Origin of the sequence: Gimesia panareensis, from assembly GCF_007748155.1 — a bacterium.
GTDB classification, from domain to species: domain Bacteria; phylum Planctomycetota; class Planctomycetia; order Planctomycetales; family Planctomycetaceae; genus Gimesia; species Gimesia panareensis.
Genome location: NZ_CP037421.1, coordinates 1,424,572 through 1,440,683, shown reverse-complemented (window position 1 = coordinate 1,440,683; position 16,112 = coordinate 1,424,572). Strand labels below are relative to the sequence as shown.

At 54.0% G+C, this 16,112-nt stretch carries 15 protein-coding genes; 8 read left to right on the top strand and 7 right to left on the bottom strand.

Annotated elements, in window-relative coordinates:
• Nucleotides 1-318: 318 nt before the first annotated feature.
• Nucleotides 319-1,095, bottom strand: a complete 777-nt coding sequence (locus Enr10x_RS05545; protein WP_145104789.1) for an inositol monophosphatase family protein — start codon at nucleotides 1,093-1,095, stop codon at nucleotides 319-321.
• A gap of 628 nt (nucleotides 1,096-1,723) precedes the next feature.
• On the opposite strand from Enr10x_RS05545, the gene Enr10x_RS05540 reads away from it, so the two are divergent.
• The 7 genes from Enr10x_RS05540 to Enr10x_RS05510 all read left to right on the top strand — a co-directional run bounded on the left by Enr10x_RS05540 (nucleotide 1,724) and on the right by Enr10x_RS05510 (nucleotide 8,724).
• Nucleotides 1,724-2,293, top strand: coding sequence for a prepilin peptidase (locus tag Enr10x_RS05540; protein ID WP_145104787.1), 570 nt, complete (start codon nucleotides 1,724-1,726; stop codon nucleotides 2,291-2,293).
• 53 nt (nucleotides 2,294-2,346) lie between these two features.
• Nucleotides 2,347-2,763 carry a TadE/TadG family type IV pilus assembly protein gene (locus Enr10x_RS05535; protein WP_145104785.1) on the top strand — a complete coding sequence of 139 codons (417 nt, stop codon included), beginning with the start codon at nucleotides 2,347-2,349 and terminating at the stop codon, nucleotides 2,761-2,763.
• Nucleotides 2,764-2,893: 130 nt separating this feature from the next.
• Nucleotides 2,894-4,000 carry a Flp pilus assembly protein CpaB gene (gene cpaB, locus Enr10x_RS05530; protein WP_145104783.1) on the top strand — a complete coding sequence of 369 codons (1,107 nt, stop codon included), beginning with the start codon at nucleotides 2,894-2,896 and terminating at the stop codon, nucleotides 3,998-4,000.
• A gap of 58 nt (nucleotides 4,001-4,058) precedes the next feature.
• Nucleotides 4,059-5,327, top strand: a complete 1,269-nt coding sequence (locus Enr10x_RS05525) for a hypothetical protein (protein WP_145448387.1) — start codon at nucleotides 4,059-4,061, stop codon at nucleotides 5,325-5,327.
• A gap of 15 nt (nucleotides 5,328-5,342) precedes the next feature.
• Nucleotides 5,343-6,704, top strand: coding sequence for a CpaF family protein (locus Enr10x_RS05520; protein WP_145104778.1), 1,362 nt, complete (start codon nucleotides 5,343-5,345; stop codon nucleotides 6,702-6,704).
• A 2-nt stretch (nucleotides 6,705-6,706) separates the two neighbouring features.
• Entirely contained in the window at nucleotides 6,707-7,567 is an 861-nt protein-coding gene (locus Enr10x_RS05515; RefSeq protein WP_145448386.1) for a type II secretion system F family protein, read from the top strand.
• A 44-nt stretch (nucleotides 7,568-7,611) separates the two neighbouring features.
• Entirely contained in the window at nucleotides 7,612-8,724 is a 1,113-nt protein-coding gene (locus tag Enr10x_RS05510) for a type II secretion system F family protein (protein WP_145448385.1), read from the top strand.
• Nucleotides 8,725-8,822: 98 nt separating this feature from the next.
• Here the strand turns inward: Enr10x_RS05510 and Enr10x_RS05505 are convergent, their stop codons facing one another.
• A complete protein-coding gene (locus Enr10x_RS05505) occupies nucleotides 8,823-10,136 on the bottom strand; it encodes a Gfo/Idh/MocA family oxidoreductase (RefSeq protein WP_145448384.1) in 1,314 nt (437 codons plus the stop codon).
• Between the two features lie 303 nt (nucleotides 10,137-10,439).
• Here Enr10x_RS05505 and Enr10x_RS05500 point away from each other — a divergent pair, with 303 nt between their 5' ends.
• A complete protein-coding gene (locus tag Enr10x_RS05500) occupies nucleotides 10,440-11,075 on the top strand; it encodes a zinc ribbon domain-containing protein (RefSeq protein WP_145448383.1) in 636 nt (211 codons plus the stop codon).
• Between the two features lie 9 nt (nucleotides 11,076-11,084).
• Here Enr10x_RS05500 and arsC read toward each other — a convergent pair whose 3' ends face one another.
• From arsC to Enr10x_RS05475, 5 genes are all read right to left on the bottom strand, one after another.
• Nucleotides 11,085-11,426 (bottom strand): arsenate reductase (glutaredoxin), encoded by a 342-nt coding sequence (gene arsC, locus Enr10x_RS05495; RefSeq protein ID WP_145448382.1) that lies wholly within the window; start codon nucleotides 11,424-11,426, stop codon nucleotides 11,085-11,087.
• Entirely contained in the window at nucleotides 11,423-12,802 is a 1,380-nt protein-coding gene (locus Enr10x_RS05490) for a sulfatase-like hydrolase/transferase (RefSeq protein ID WP_145448381.1), read from the bottom strand. Before Enr10x_RS05490 ends, arsC begins: the two co-directional genes overlap by 4 nt.
• 17 nt (nucleotides 12,803-12,819) lie before the next feature.
• Entirely contained in the window at nucleotides 12,820-13,653 is an 834-nt protein-coding gene (locus tag Enr10x_RS05485) for a sugar phosphate isomerase/epimerase family protein (RefSeq protein WP_145448380.1), read from the bottom strand.
• A 29-nt stretch (nucleotides 13,654-13,682) separates the two neighbouring features.
• Complete coding sequence (locus Enr10x_RS05480) at nucleotides 13,683-15,221, bottom strand: DUF1570 domain-containing protein (RefSeq protein ID WP_145448379.1); 1,539 nt, start codon at nucleotides 15,219-15,221, stop codon at nucleotides 13,683-13,685.
• A 22-nt stretch (nucleotides 15,222-15,243) separates the two neighbouring features.
• A protein-coding gene (locus tag Enr10x_RS05475; RefSeq protein ID WP_390621350.1) for an IS5 family transposase occupies nucleotides 15,244-16,073 on the bottom strand; the annotation gives its coding sequence in 2 pieces (ribosomal slippage) (nucleotides 15,244-15,683 and nucleotides 15,683-16,073; 831 coding nt in all).
• Nucleotides 16,074-16,112: the final 39 nt, after the last annotated feature.

Genomic DNA, 16,112 nt, shown 5'->3' with positions numbered 1-16,112 from the left:
CCTGGAGATTGTGCATGCACACTCTCCGGGAAAGCCAGCATGCAGAATCCGAACAGACCTGCAGCGAGTAAGATGAAACGTTTCAGATGCGACATGATCGTCAATTGATCCCCCACTCCGGGAGCAGAAAACCTCTGAATCAATTCGACAAAAGGCGGTTCCTTCCGCATTTTCTGACCGAATTCGGGCTGGCCAGCCTCGAAACCAGGACCCGTAATCAGATGTATATAGTATTTTTCAGATATGCTGTTGACCCTTATTATCATACGTCGTCTTTTGGGGACATTAAAGAAGGAATCTCAAAGCTCCCCAAAAAACCTATGTCGTGAGCAACGTTTGCAGATCAGAATGAATATTTGTTCCATTTGTCGCTAAGAGACTGGGGGTTTCTATTGTGAAGCTCCCATCCTCGATTGACGTCACCAGGCCTCCGGCTTCCCGGCAGATCAGAACTCCCGCCGCCATGTCCCAGGGCTTGAGGTTACTGGACCAGTAACCTTCGATTCGACCGGCAGAAACATAACAAAGATTCAAAGCCGCAGATCCGGTACGCTGTAATGTTTGTGCTACCGGCAGCACTCGCAGAAATCGATCGATGGCGATATCACGGCCATTGGTGCCGACGGGCAGACTGGCAACCAGCATTGCCTGATCCATGGAGGGGATACGGGAGGGAGAGATTAAAGTTCCGTTCAGCTTGGCCCCCTGCCCCTGCAGAGCGGAAAAGAGTTCATCCCGATTGGGATCGTAGACGACTCCCAGAACCAGCTCCCCCTGGTATTCCAATCCAATGGAGACACAGTAGTAAGGGAAACCGTGCACATAATTGGAAGTCCCGTCCAGAGGATCGATGACCCAGCGGTACTCCGAGTCACCATCGTGCCTGGTCAAACCTTCTTCTCCCAGCAGCTTATGGTCGGGAAAGTGGGCGGTGATGTGTTCGACGATCGCTTTCTGCGATGCAAAGTCGGCATCGGTCACCAGATCGGCACGTCCTTTTTCCGAAACGCGAAATTCATTCACCCAGTCCTGCAGACATTTCGCCCCAAGTCGGGCTGCGGTCTCTGCCACCTCAAGCAATTCAGTGGAATGCACTGTTGATCCTTCCATGAAACACATTTTTAACTTTGCGTTCTGAGTAAGTGACGTGTTCTCAGACACCGATTCCGTCTGGCATGGTCAGTTTGCAGAGAAAAACCTGCAGATTCGGTCCGATCATGCGGATTCTACCAGAGAACCGGGTTTTTCCTATTTTATGGATCGTATCGCCCAGCGCGAACCTTCAGGATTGCGAATTCGCAATTCTTTGTCCTCTTCACGAAAACTTCGCATCACTCGATCCGTACGAATTCTGCGAGTGCAAGGTACAGGACTCGCAACGGTTTGCAGCAAAGGGATCCCGCGCAAACACGAGTACAGTAACGATGTCAGTCCGTGAATGCCCTGGTCTGATCTGCAGCACGGTCTGGTTGGATGGATTCTCACGATCACAGCAATAAGAGCGATCCTGGTGATGAAATCGATTTCACGGATTGGTGTTGCTTTTTAAAAACAGACAGAGCAGACAAGCTGTAGATTTTTTTCAGATTGAAAGTTTCAGGAGGGAAACGTGAGGTATATTTTCAACACCTGCTGTCAGGTGACAGAATAGAATTAATAGGTATTTGAGCTGCCTGTACAGGCAGAAATCCCCAACCAGACCACTCGATTGAAAAGATGACCGATGGATTTTGAGCTCACACAACTATCACTGTACGTCATGGCGATCAGCGTAGGGATCTTCACGATCATCGCCGCCATTACCGACTACAAGGCACGTAAGATCTATAACGTACTGACAGTCCCTTTCTTCGGGCTCGGGATTATTTATCAGCTGGCTTTCAATGGCTGGGAAGGGCTGCTGTATGGATTCCTCGGTTTTGCTGCCGGATTTGGTGCGTTTTTCCTGATCTGGATGGCGGGCAGTGGTGCAGCTGGTGACGTGAAAATGATGGGGGCACTGGCAATGTGGCTGGGATTCAAGGCCACGCTTGCTGTCATGATTATCGGAACCGTGTTTGTCGTAGTGGGTTCGTTTGCCGTGCTGTTCTGGAGTGTCGTCACCAAGGGAGCGCGCAAAACGAAAGAGAAGTATCTGGCCACCGGCAAGCAGTTAAAAGGTAAGAAAAAGAAATATAAACCGGAAACGGAAAAACAGAAGCTGGAACGCGGCCTGATGCCGTTCGCGTTGCCTGTGGTTCTGGCAACCTGGAGCGTCACGACCTGGATGATTATTAAAGCAGCTGTACTGTAAGTTCCCGGACATCATACACATAGCCAGAAGAAATTGAGGAAAGCAATTCTGCTATGAAAGTCAAACGCAAACAACACAAATGCAGACAGACGAAACGGCGGGGATTTTTGAGCATGGAACTGGCTCTGGTCCTGCCGATCTTCGCGATCGTGCTGTTCGCGCTGCTGGAGTTTACGCTCCTGTTTTACGCGCGGGCGGATGTGGTCGAAGCCAGTCGGATTGGCGCCCGCCTGGCAACTATGCCCGGCATCACTCAGCAGAACGTGGAACAGGAAGTGAAGAAAGTCCTGCCTCCGCAGTTGGGACAGGGTGCCGTGATTCAAACACAGATCGGAAAACATTCGGGAGATGTCGTTATGGTAGGAGTGAGTATCCCCATGTCGCTGGCTGCTCCCAACCTGCTCTGGCCCGTGGGTTACGACCTGAAGGGACAGAACCTGTACTCGGAAACAAGAATGATCAAAGAGTAGACTCCCCCGGGGAATCTGCTTTGAACTTACACATTGGAACGATTCGTAAAACCCTCCGACGATGTAACGGGAGGGAAAGTTGGAAGCCAGGCGGTTGCCTTGCTGATTTAAAATACGGGAGACTGATCCGGTGAAAAGCCTGACCCCTGCAAAAGTGACTCTGTTGATGTTTGGCGTCTTCGGTGTCCTGATTGCAGCCTATATCGGTAAAAGACTGTTGGCAGGAAAAGAGGAAGCCCCGCCAGTTGCAACTCGAAACATTCCCATGGCGATCAGTGAACTGGAGCCGGGTACCCTGGTCACCGAAGAACACCTCGGTCTGGGTCCCATCGCCATCAAGAACCTGAAGCCGGAAATGATGACTTCGAACAAAGTTATCGTCGGGCGTATCGTCAAGGAACGTATTCCGGCGGCAACCCCGATTTCCACTGGTCAGCTCTATCCCGCTGGTGAGACACCGCCGCTGAAGGTAGAACCGGGCATGCGGGCGATTTCCGTACCGCTGGAATCCTCGGTCGATCTGGTCGACGGTCTGATCAAGCCAGGTGAATATGTCGATGTCCACATGACCCCCAGTGGTTTGAATAACGACCGACGCATGAACGGCGGTATGACACTGACCCTGTTTAAAGGGGTGCGGGTCATTGCGATTAACCGCAGTTATACCCAGATCAACAACAGCCGTCGTGGGACGAACGTCACTCTGGAACTGACTCCGGAGCAGGCCAATATCATGATCCTGGCCCGCGATCGCGGGGCGATCACGATGAGCTACACCCCCGAAGGCAAAGGGGATGGCGGAGTCGCGGTCAGTAATGCCGACAAAGCAACACTGTATGAAATCCTGGGACTGAAAACCCCGGAGAAACCCAAAGAAAAAGAACCGCCCCAACCCTTTGTGGTCGAAGGCTATTATGGCTCCAGTCGCAGTGTGAACCGGTTCGACAAAGACGGTCAGCGGATCGGCGACTATGACTCCCACAACCGGGGAGGCGGCCGTGCCTTCAACTCCGGTGGTTACCTGGATCCCTACTGGGGCGGCGGTTCCGGCACTGATACGGACACCGATTCCATCAGTACGCCCCGGCGTCAGCAGGCCCCCACTGCACCGAATGGATATGGACCAACTGCCCAGCAGGGGCAACAGCCCCCTGCGAATTACCCGGGTGGTTCTATGCAGCAGCAGGGATCTTACGCTCGTAGTGTCTATCCGCAGAACCCCGCTGTAGGACGATAACCGAACGATCGTCTTGACGAAGATTTAAACCTGTCCCCTTTGAATATAACTGTGTCCCATGCAACGCCACCAGACAATCAGAACTGCCCGTAACCGACGAGGGGTGATCACCCCTCTGGCGGCACTCGTGCTGCTGGTCGTCATGGCGGGGATTGCGCTGATCGTCAATCGGCTCTGGCTGGATGCGGCTTCGCTGGAAGTGACCACTTGTGTGGAGACCGCGGCCCTGGCCGCCGGTCACGAGATGGTTTCCGACGAGCTGCTCAAGGAAAAACCGGATTACCAGAGCCTGATGCAGCGGGCTGAACGTTCCGCCAATCAGGCACTGAAACTGAATTCCGTCGCGGGGCAGCAAGTCGGCATCAAGTTGACCAAAGGTGAGAATCTGCTGTTTGGAAAATCGGTTCCCGTTGTCGAAACCGGGATCCGACGTTTCCTGCAGACCGATCATGAACCGACCAGTATTCAGATTCAAACGAAATCTCCGGGCCGGATCGCAAATCCGGTCGCCGAGTTCCTGTCTGACCTGACCCGTTCCCATGCGGGATCAGCGGGTCCTCAGATTCAGGCGACGCTCGACAATCATGTGCGCGGGGTTCGTCCCTTTGAAAACGTAGCGGTCCCGGCATACCCCCTGGGGATTCTGAAAAATGATCCAACAGGCAAACATACACAGACCTGGGAACTGCAGATCGATCAAAAACAGGGCAAAGACGAATACCGCTACGATCCGAAAACCAAGACTGTTTCCAAAGGTCCGGACGGGATCCCTGAGATCATTCTCACGGGTAAACCGCGTCGGGGCGATATCAGCGATGCCAACATGCAGATCCTGAATTTTGGTTCCCGGTTTAAAACCAACATTGTCACCCGACAGATCCTGACCGGGCTGACCCGTAAAAACCTGAAACACTTTCAGGGCGAGTTACTCTTCGACGCCGGTCCGCTTCCCGTGAAATGCAGTCCCAACATCGAAAATGGTGAGCAGGATGCCTTCCAGGAAATGATCGGTCAGTGCCGGATCTGTTTCCTGTACGACCAGTTGGAAACGCAGTCGGGCTCGTATGAAGGGACCGCTCTGTGCACCAATCTGGTGGGAGGTCGCATCATGTCGGTGCAACGACTGGAGAATCAGGCGTGTGAAATTATTCTGCAACCGGGTGTGCTGTCCTCGCGTGCTGTGGTCCTGGCAGTCCCTGAAGACAGCGCAAACCTCAACCAGCCAGTACAACAGATCAAACAGACTGTGAATCAGGCAGGACAGACCGCTGGTCTGAAGAAACCACATCAAAACAAATACATTTACAAGCTTTTTCTGACCCAGTAAGGGCGGAGATTACTCATGGTTTTACAAAGTGAAGCACCTCTCACAAGTCCAACGACGGATGCCCGCAAAGCCTTTCAGCGGCTGAAAACCAAACTGCATCGGCAGATGGTGGATGCGATCGACTTTTCCAAAGCCGGTGAGTTACCGGAAGCCGACTTGCGACAGAAACTGCGCGGGCTGGCCGAACACCTGTGTATGCAGCAGGATATCGCGCTGGATCAGAAGAACCGCGACATCATGGTTCGTGAGATCCTGGACGAAATTTACGGTTTCGGTCCGCTGGAACCACTGATGAGCGATCCGGATGTCAGCGACGTGCTGGTCAACGGAGCAGACCGGGTCTTCGTGGAACGCCGGGGTCTGCTGGAAGAAACCGATATCAGCTTCGCCGATGACGAACATCTGCTGCAGCTGATTCACCGTCTCGTGGGCCGGGCAGGACGTCGTATCGACGAAGTCTCTCCCATGGTCGACGCCAAACTGCCGGACGGTTCCCGTCTGAACGCGGTGATTCCGCCACTGGCTCTGAAAGGCCCGACACTTTCCATTCGTCGTTTCCGAACCCAGGCGCTGCTGTTCGATGACATGGTCCAGATGGGATCACTGGCTCCGGATATGGCGAAGTTCCTGGAAATGGCAGTGCAAGGACGATTGAACATTCTGATCAGTGGTGGTACCGGTGCCGGTAAAACGACTTTGCTGAATAACCTGAGTCGCTACATCACCGATCGCGAACGTATTGTGACCATCGAACAGACATCCGAACTTCAGTTGCAGCAACCCGACGTGGTTTCCCTGGAAGCCCGGCCTTCCAACATTGAAGGCCAAGGAGAAATCAACCAGCGTGAACTGTTGAAGAACTCTCTGCGAATGCGTCCTGACCGAATTATCGTCGGCGAATCGCGCGGCGGGGAAGTTCTGGAAATGCTGCAGGCGATGAATACCGGTCACGATGGTTCGATGAGTACCGTCCACGCTAACGATACACGCGACGCACTGGACCGTCTCGAGTTGATGATCGCGTTGTCCGGTGCAGAACTTCCGAACGCGATTGCCCGACGGTACATCGCCTCCGCGGTCCACCTGCTCGTGCACATCACCCGTCTCCCCAACGGGGAACGTAAGGTGATGCGTATTTCGGAACTCATCGGTTACCAGAACGGCGAATACATGGTGGAAGACCTGTTTGTCTACCGCATTACCAACGTAGATCCCGATGGAACCGTACACGGCAACTTCTATGCCACTGGGCACCAGCCTGTGGCCATGAACTGGCTCACCCAGACCAACTTCAATGAAAATGCCGATCTGTTCCATGCCCGGGAACTGCCCCTGTCTGAAAATCAAACGGACCAGCAGAATGAACAGGAGAGTTAATCATGGCCACTGATGCCACAATGAACCCCAATCCATCTGCAGCCGACTTCACGGACATTCTCCGCGACCGGGACCGCTACGCCGTCCCGGATTCCACCCAGCTCAGCAACCGGCTGAACGGCAGTTTTGACGAATTGATCGTGCACTCCGGAGTGGAAGCAAACCCGGCAGTGATCCTGTTTTTCTGTCTGTTGAGTTCAGTCCTGTTTGGCGGACTGATCTATATCATTCAGGAAAACTTCCTGTCGACTTCCATCGCCTTTATGGCGGGTGGACTGGCTCCGATCGGCTATCTTTACTTCCGGCGAGGTCGACGTCAGACACAGATCAACGAACAGCTGTCCGACATGATCGACGAGTTGGCTCGTGCCGCGAAAACGGGGCGGAGCCTGACTCACTGTTTTGTCAACGTGTCTGAAAAAACACCGGCTCCCCTGGGAACCGAACTCAAAGAAGCCTCCCGTCGACTACAGATGGGAGTTTCGATGAAAGCGGCCCTGGATGGTCTGTATGAACGGACCGGAGTTGCCAGTCTGAACATTCTTTCGATGGCTCTGATCGTGCATCAGGAAACCGGGGGTGACCTGGTGAAAGTTCTCGAACGACTGGCTCGAACGATTCGCGACCGTATGCTGTTCCTGGGACGCTTGAAGACCGCCACTGCGGGTAGCCGTGCCACAGCGGTTCTGATGATTTCGTTACCTCCACTGATCCTCGGGTTCTTCGTCTTACGCGACCCGACTTATCTGACGACCTTGATGGCGTCCTCCTGGGGACGTGGTGCCACCTTTACCGCTATCGGGTTGCAGGTCGTCGGCTCACTGTGGGTCTTGCGTATCCTGAAAACCAGTCAACGTACCTGATTTGATACAATTGCGTCCTGCCAATTACTGGCGAGGGTAAGAATATGTTTACACCAACAACCATTACAATTTTTTACGCACTCTGTGGTGCCATCATTCTCTGGATGCTGGTCCGTATTATCCGCAAACGACGGAATAATCAGAGTGTCGAGCAACAGCCTGAAGAGGTAGTAGCCACTCCTGAAAAGGAAAGCTATTCTCCCTCGGCTGCCTCAACCAGTACGACTCCCGCGACCTGGGAACACCGTCAGCTGTTCAGAACAGACAGCAAGGAACTGGAAGGCGCGGAGCAGAACCTGCCTCACATCGAAGCGGGCGAAGTCCCTTCCATGGGGACTGATGACTATGTCTTCGGTTCCGCGACTCCTGCCCTGTCAGAGATGATGCCAGAATCGGAAGGGCGACGGGCACAGACGAAAAAAGAACTTCAGGCCGCTGGTTACTATCAACCTCATGCCCTGCAGAACTTTTCTGCGATTCGATATGTCTCCATTCTGGGCACACTGCTGTTTTTCGGCGTGCTGCTGATCATCTCTCCCGAGCGGTTCGAAATCCCGATTCTGCTGGGGATGCTGCTCGTGCCGATCCTGGTCTGGGCGGTTCCCTTCCTGTTCGTCAGTGGTCAGGCTTCTGACCGTCGCAGTGAAATTGAACAGGGGATCCCGGACATGCTGGACATGCTCAATATGTGTGTGTCACAGGGGATGACCGTGCCACACGCATTGAAGAAAATTATCGGCGAACTGGGCAAAGTGTATCCGGCTCTCGCTCAGGAACTGAAAATCGTCATGGAGCAGGCCTCGATCGGCACATTCACTCAGGCACTGTCCAATTTCAGTAAACGAATCGATGTGCCGGAAGTGCACTCCTTTTCCGCCCTGCTGATCCAGACCGACCAGATGGGTACCGACGTGACTTCGGCGCTGCAGGAATACAGTGATAACATGCGTGAAAGTCTGCAGCAGCGTGCAGATGAGAAAGCCAACAAAGCCACATTCAAACTGCTGTTCCCGACCGTGTTCTGTCTGATGCCGGCAATTTACATCTTTCTGCTCGGCCCGGCGATCGTGGAACTGTCTGACTTCTTCCACTCCGGAGGCAGAGACAGTCTGAACAGCACGACCGACCTGTTCCAGCAGGTGGGAACGCAACAATAAACCAGTTCGCTTCTGGTGGATTCAAAAACAGCTTCCTGACGGAGTGGTCTGTCGGGAAGCTGTTTTTATTTGAGTTGCCTGTGGGGACGCCTGTGGAATCAGATCTGGGGCAGTTCCCATTTCGAACGATATTCCCGCCCCAGGAACACCTGCGCCTGTTCATTGCCGATGACCCGGTTCTGCTGCGGATCGAATTCAATCTCCTGTCCGGCCCGGTAGGCCACGTTCCCCAGATGACAGAGTGCACTGGAGACATGACCGATTTCAATATCTGACGTCGGCTTGTTACGGGTCTTGATGCAGTCGATGAAATTCCGGTGATGTGTTGTTGCCTGATCGCTGGTGCCGGAAGTCGCTGCGTCTTTCTGATCGTAGACTTTCCAGCCCCCCCGATCGACGACCAGCGTTCCCTTATCGCCATAGAAGGCAGCCGCGGCGTTGCGTCCTTCCATGCCATGCACACTCCAGAGCCGATGCTCCCAGACGAGTGTTTTACCGGGATAGTGGTACTGCACCACCTGGGTGTCCGGCGTTTCCTGATCGTCGTTGAAGAAATAATTGCCCCCGGAAGCAGAGATTCGTTCGGGCAGATCAACGCCCAGTCCCCAGCGGGCGATGTCCAGCATATGCACGCCCCAGTTCCCCATCTCCCCGGTGCCGTAATCCCAGAACCAGTGCCAGTTGTAATGAAAGCGGTTCGGATTAAAGGGACGACTGGCGGCGGGTCCCAGCCAGAGATCATAATTGACACCGGGAGGAACGGCTGTGTTTTTCTTTTTGCCAATCGATTTGCGGCGATGAATGATCCAGGCTTTGGCCAGTTTGACCTCACCCAGTTTTCCGCTCTGGACAAATTCGACAGCCGATTGAAAATGCGCACCACTCCGCTGATGAATGCCCGACTGCACCACGCGTTGATACTTACGGGCCGCCTCGATGATTTTGATGCCTTCATTCAGATTATGCGAGACCGGCTTCTCCACATACACGTCTTTACCGGCCTGGCAGGCCATGATGGCCATCAATGCGTGCCAGTGATCCGGGGTGGCGATCACGACGCCGTCGATCTCCGGATCGTCGAGCACCTTGCGAAAGTCGCTGACAAATCCGGGGGCGGTCCCCTGCTCTTTTTCGATCGATTTCACAGCAGCCGGAAGTACAGCTTCGTCGACATCACAGATCGTTTTGATCTGCACGTCGGGAAAAGAGGCCATACTGGAGGTCAGGAATTTTCCCTGCCCCCGCATACCGATACCGGCCAGCACGACGCGTTCATTCGGTGCAGAGTCTGCCAAGGCCATGTTGCTGGCCAGACCGACGACACCAGCAGCCATCCCGGCGGCATTGCGTGCACTACGATCCAGAAACTGTCTTCGGTTGACGTCCCGTTTCAGAAATTCTTCTACATCCACAATAAAACCTCTTACGTTAACTCCCAGAGAGTTCAGAACTTTGGAATTTGTTTGAGATCATGGATTTCTTCTGTACTCCACTCTGTCTATGATTATAACAGAATAGTAAGCATTTAATATCCTCTACCAGGGGTGAGATGCTGGAATTCTGTCATAAACTCCTTTCACATCCGATTTTACAGGCTGGGTTATACAGTTTGTAACAGGGGATGTCGGACCTGAACGGGGCAAATTTGGTGAGATTAAGCCCGATGAAAGGGCCGCTGTCTATTCTACGATAGAGATACTGAAAAACATTTGAAGATGCCGATCAAATTTCGATGCCAGCACTGTGATCAACTCATGGGGATTTCCCGTTCCAAAGCGGGTGATGTTGTGGACTGTCCGACTTGTGGAATGTCGGTCCGCGTCCCCGGCCTGGATGGAGAAGTCGCCCCCCTGCCCAAACCCAGGCTGAATCTCAAAGATGCAGAGCTGGCCAATGCCCTGGATGAGCTGGCTGCCCTGGGTTCCAATCAGACACTCGAGAAAAAACAGCGTGAGCTGCAAAGCCAGGCTGCGACAGCCTCGCCACAGGAACGTCTGGCCGTCCCAGAAGAAGCTTTCAAAGCAATTCCGGTCAAGTCGGTTGAACCGCTCACTGCTCCGGAACCGGTCGAGCCCCCCTCGTCACATCCTGTTCCAGAAACTCCTGCGACACCAGTCAGCCAGAAAAATGTGGCCGTGTCTGACGCTACCGATGTCAATCACGAGGAAGAGCTGTCTCATCTGGCCAGCCTCGCGCAGAAACGGGCTTCGAACGTTCTGGCCGAAAAGAAAAAAGGACGCCTGAAACGCAGTGCCCGCTTTGAATTGCCCACTGGAACCTGGGTGATCATCCTGCTGATGTTCGGTGCCCTGACTTTTTCGATCGGTCTGCTGGTCGGTCGCAACCTGTAGCCGAATCTCTTAGAGCAGTTCGTTGACGTTTTCCGGCGGGCGTCCCAGCACAGCTTTGCGTCCCTGAACGACGATCGGTCGTTCGATCAGTTTGGGATGTTCCAGCATAACGGCGATCGCTTCCTCGCGGGTCAGCTCCTGCTCTGCCAGTTTGAGCTCTTTATAGATCTCTTCCCCTTTTCGCATCAAATCCTGAGGCTCCAGTTTGAGTTTCTTCAGGATGGCATCCAGTTCTTCTGCCGTGGGGGGAGTTTTCAGATATTCAATGACTTCCGGCTCAATGCCGGCAGCTTCGATTAACGCGAGTGTCTGGCGGCTCTTGCCACAACGGGGATTATGGTAAATTTTCATGATGTGGTTCCGGTCTGTTTTTCTTCCAGCAGCTCTCTTAACGCAGCCACCGTCTCCGGGTGCTGTGAATGCTGTTCATAGACGTCCCAGCGGTCGGTCGGTTTCTGATAGAGCTGTTCGGCGGTTTCTTCCTGCAGGGGAAGTGCCTCTTCCGCAGTGGAGGGCTGCTGCTCTTCTCTGCGTTTCAGATAATAAAATTCCGAGGTGCGAATTGCAATCGCCTGATCACTGGCTGCGCTGAGCACCGGCTCTTTGAATCCACCCTGATCTGCGATCAAAGCCAGTAGATCTGTGCCCCCACAGCTTGATTCTTCAGCAGCGATTCCCCACCAGGCGGAGAGGGTCGCCGGGAGGTCTGCAGATTGAGAGAGAAACTGCCTTCGATTCCCCTGCTGGTCATTCTCAGAATCAAAGATCAGCAAAGGAACGTGAGTAGTCTCTTCAAACAGTCCCCAGTTTTCGACATCACGCACAGGGCCGAGCAGTTCACTGCTGCCCCGTGCCGCGGTGACGATCAACAGGACCGACTGCTGTTCTGCATACTCCAGCAATTGATCCAGGAAACGCCCCAGCCACTGATCGAGCAGCGTTACATATCCCGCATAGACGGCCCGCGCCATCCGACGCTCGTCATCATCGAGTTCGGCCCACTCCTCAGGGCTTTGAAACAGCGCCACAACAGCTCGGATCAGTTCTTCCCAGTCTTCTTCCTCTGCGAGATCGAGCTCGTCTTCAAACTCATCCAGATCCTCATCCGTGAGTACCGGCTCTACGGGCAGTTCGTCTGTGAGCGTTTCCTCAGGCTCGGCTTCGTCTCCCTGATCGAGGACTTCGTCCAGATAGAGCGTCGCATAGAATTCGGGTACCAGCGGGGTTTGAGGTACTCCCTCGGAACGAATCCAGACCAGCTGATCCTCGGGCTGCGCCATCCAGTCGGGTAGCTGCTCCAGAGTCGTCTGCATCAGCCGCGCAAAGGGCGTTTCTACTTCGCTGACTTCAAATCCATTCTTTCCCGTGACCGTTTCCACCTGATCAAAGGCGGCGAAGAAAGGTTCCTGCGCACGCATGTCAGCGGTACGCCCGGTAGCGGCTTCTGTTTCGAGCAGCAGGGTCGTTTTGACATTCCGGGTTTTCAAACGTGAGACAAAACACGCTGACTCATTTGCATCTGAGCCACCTGTACCAGGAATGGTCTGACCGGTCCACCAGGGAAATGAGTTTTTGCGCGTAGTGAGATCATTGGCGAAATGTTGATCAAAGACCACTGACATTGACGCCAGGCGATCGAAATTGGGAGTTTCAATCCATTGATGTCCGTAACAGCCCAGCAGGAACGCGGGGAGCTGTTCGAAACTGACTACAAAAGCTTTCTTCATTCTGATGGCAGTGTCTGTCAGGAGTCCAGCGAATCCACCCACTCTTTGCAACGGGCGGCGTAATTACGGGCATCGTCGGCAGTGACGATCCCTTCCGCCTGATGGATGGTAAAGAAGCCATCATAGTCGACCGCATTTAAACCCGCCAGCACCTGCCGGAAATCGATTCCGCGTCCACTCTCATCCCAGTAGGGGAGTAACTGAAATGGACGGTCTCCCAGACACCAGGTCTCCAGATGATCGGGGCCATCCTCGGTAATGACCAGGTTCTGCACATACACATTTTTCAACCAGGGCAGAATCTCTCGCAGGACAGGTTCGTCGTAAGGCTGGCCACACATCAGCAGGCTGGCCGGTTCGTAAATCACACCGAAGTTGGGACGATCGATCTGTTTTAAAACTGCGATCGACCGTTCCAACTCTTCAAACAGACAGGCAGGATGAAACTGATGCACGAGCTGAATCCCCTGCTCGGCCGCCTGATCGCAGGCCCTCTGAGCATGCGGAATGTCGGATTCCTGTTTAAGGCAGACCCGGATCAGCCGGCTCCCCAGCATCTCGGCCACATGCAATGTCGGACCGAAGTCCTGCAGCGCCTGGGGAGACTGATCGTTATTCTGGGGGATGTTCATGTCGGCAGTGATCATGGACACCACTAACCCCGCCTGATCGACGATCGACCGGACCTGCTGAAGTTCCTCGTCGGAACTCTGTACTCCCACGACGCTGGCCCGCATGCAGAGTGCCTGGTAACCCAGATCCGCCGCCATCTGAGCCAGGTCGGCAAAAGGGATATTTAATTTAGTCTTGCAGGCCGCTTCCGCGATCCGCACCGAGAGGGAGAGTTTCATCGTTCGTCCTTTAAACAGTCCAGTTTCCATTAATTTCCGGGGTCAATCCGAACGCGACGCGTCATGACAGGTACCGGCAGATCACCTTTCGCCCAGGCCTGGGCCGTTTCACTACCGGGATAGGCAGCTTCCACTTCCACGTGGTAGGTCTTCCAGCTGCCTCCCTCCCCGCCCCGCATCAGCTTGTTGGCCGTCTGCGGGTTTAACTTGAGTTTCCGGCGAATCCCGACTTCGGGCAGATACCATTCGGCATAGGTGCCGGCATCGGTCTGCACCGTGACGTGAAACGTCATCGGACGGAAGGGGGAGATATTCTGCAACCAGCCTTCAATCCGGGGTGGCGCCCCGCGCGAGTAGGAGGTGGCGGTTACCTTCACGATGGCCATCTCCTGCTTATGCTTCTCCAGGTGGACCGTCCGATCATCCAGAGGAGGCAGTTTGATTTTCTGCTTTAAAATGGCCTGGATCAGTTCAATTTTAAACCGGAGCTGCAGTGATTCAGGCGGAACTTTCAGAATTTTCACGAATTCTTCGTAGCGTTCTTTGGGTGACGATTCTTCAAACGGTTCTTTGGTCGAGAGATGCTGGACATATTTGAGATACGCATCAGGATGTTTCGTGACCAGCATCCAGTGCAGCCCCCAGGCATGTACGTAGGCATCTCCCGAAAGGATACTTCCCCGAAAGACGCCATTCAGCGCCACCACTTCCCCCCAGTCGAGGAGTTTGGCAATGCCGGACATCAGAGCATAATGCGTATTGATTCGATCCGGGCTGACATTGATCCGATCGCCATCCCCTTCAAAGCCAGTGGCGATACCTTCCATGAACCAGGTGGGAATCGGGGCCAGCCGTTTCACAACGCCGCGATTCGTTGTTTGCAGGTGGATCGCTTCGTGCAGGGGTGTATCAAATGAACTGCATTCGCTCATCCGCAGGATCAGGTTGTTAGACAGGCCGGAATAGTAAGCCAGCACATTCGAAGCGCCGTCCCCCAGCCCGGTTGTTTCTTTCGCATACGCTTCGAAGTCGTCATCCGATTCGAAGACCAGCATCGCCATCGGAAATTCGTAATCCTGCAGTTCGATGCCCATCTTCTTTGCATACGTTTCAAAGATGACATCCACGTTATGCATGAAGCGTCCCGCTTTTTTCATAAACGATTGCACCCGGACTTCCGTACGATCCGAGCCATCGAGTGGCGCTGCCAGCACAATCCCGATCACAAACGGTTTCTCGAGAAAAAAACGAAACTTGTCGGCTCCAAATTTTTTCTGCAGATTGTTTGCCAGCTGTTTCACGGTCAGTGGCTGCGGGGCGGCTTTGAGCTCCCGCTTCTGAATTTTCCCCTGAGGCACCAGCGTCAGAGAGCCATCCGCTTTGAGCAGCGCGTGCAGCATCTCGCCTCCGCGTTTGCCGGAGCCGTAGAGTGCCGCTTCTTCCGTGATGGTGGCTCCCTCTTCGTTGACGTAAGTAAACAGATCCGCGCGGAGCTCGAGTGCGGACAGTGAGTGAGCTAAGACCATCAAAAGCAGGTAAACAGAGAATCGGGAACAGAGCTGTCGCATGAGAAACCTTCTAGAAGTGGTTTCATAACTTATTAAGTAAGGTGAACACGCACGCGAGTTGTGCGAATCCTAAAAACAAATGACTGTATCGTTCATATCGTATTACCAGACGACGAAAGTTGAACAGCCAGCTGATGGTGCGTTCGACTTTCCAGCGGCGTCGATATCGCCGCAGAGCACGCCCGTCTTGCGTCGCTGGTTTCACACGGTTCTTGCGATGCGGACAGATCAGCTCTATCTGCCGTTCCGCCAGCTCTGTGCGCAGGGGATCGCTGTCGGCCGCACGATCATAAATCAGGCGATCGGGGTCGCGTGGCAAAACTCGCTGGTCCAGCAGGGATTCAATCAGCTTCACCTCTGCCGGAGAGGCACTGGCACGATCCAAAGCGAGAGGGAGCCCGTTTCCGTCGACCAGCAGCATAAGCTTGGTTCCCTTTCCCCGTTTTGTCTTTCCGACATCGGCGCCCCTTTTTTTGCGGGGCAGAATGTGCCATCCCCGAATGCTTCCGACCAGACTACCAGCTTCCGTCGGTCGAAATGTTCGAGCAATCGCTGCCATGCTTCCAGGAAGACACCGTCTTCGGTCCATTCCTTGAAACGACGCCAGCAAGTGCTGGGAGATGGTAAAAATGTTGGTAAATCTTTCCATCGGGCACCGGTCCTTAATACCCAAAGGATTCCTTCGAGACACTCGCGGGGAGCCACTCTGGGCCGCCCTCCGGCTGCGTTTGCCGGTGGTTCTGGAAACAGATCTTTGATCAGAAGCCATTGCTCGTCCGAGAGTTGTGGTTTTGGTTCCGTCCTGGACCCGGTAATGTTGCGACCTGTGGCAGGTCGTGACACGCGGGTCATGGTCATAATGAGACCTCCTTTCTGGGGAGGTACTCCTAC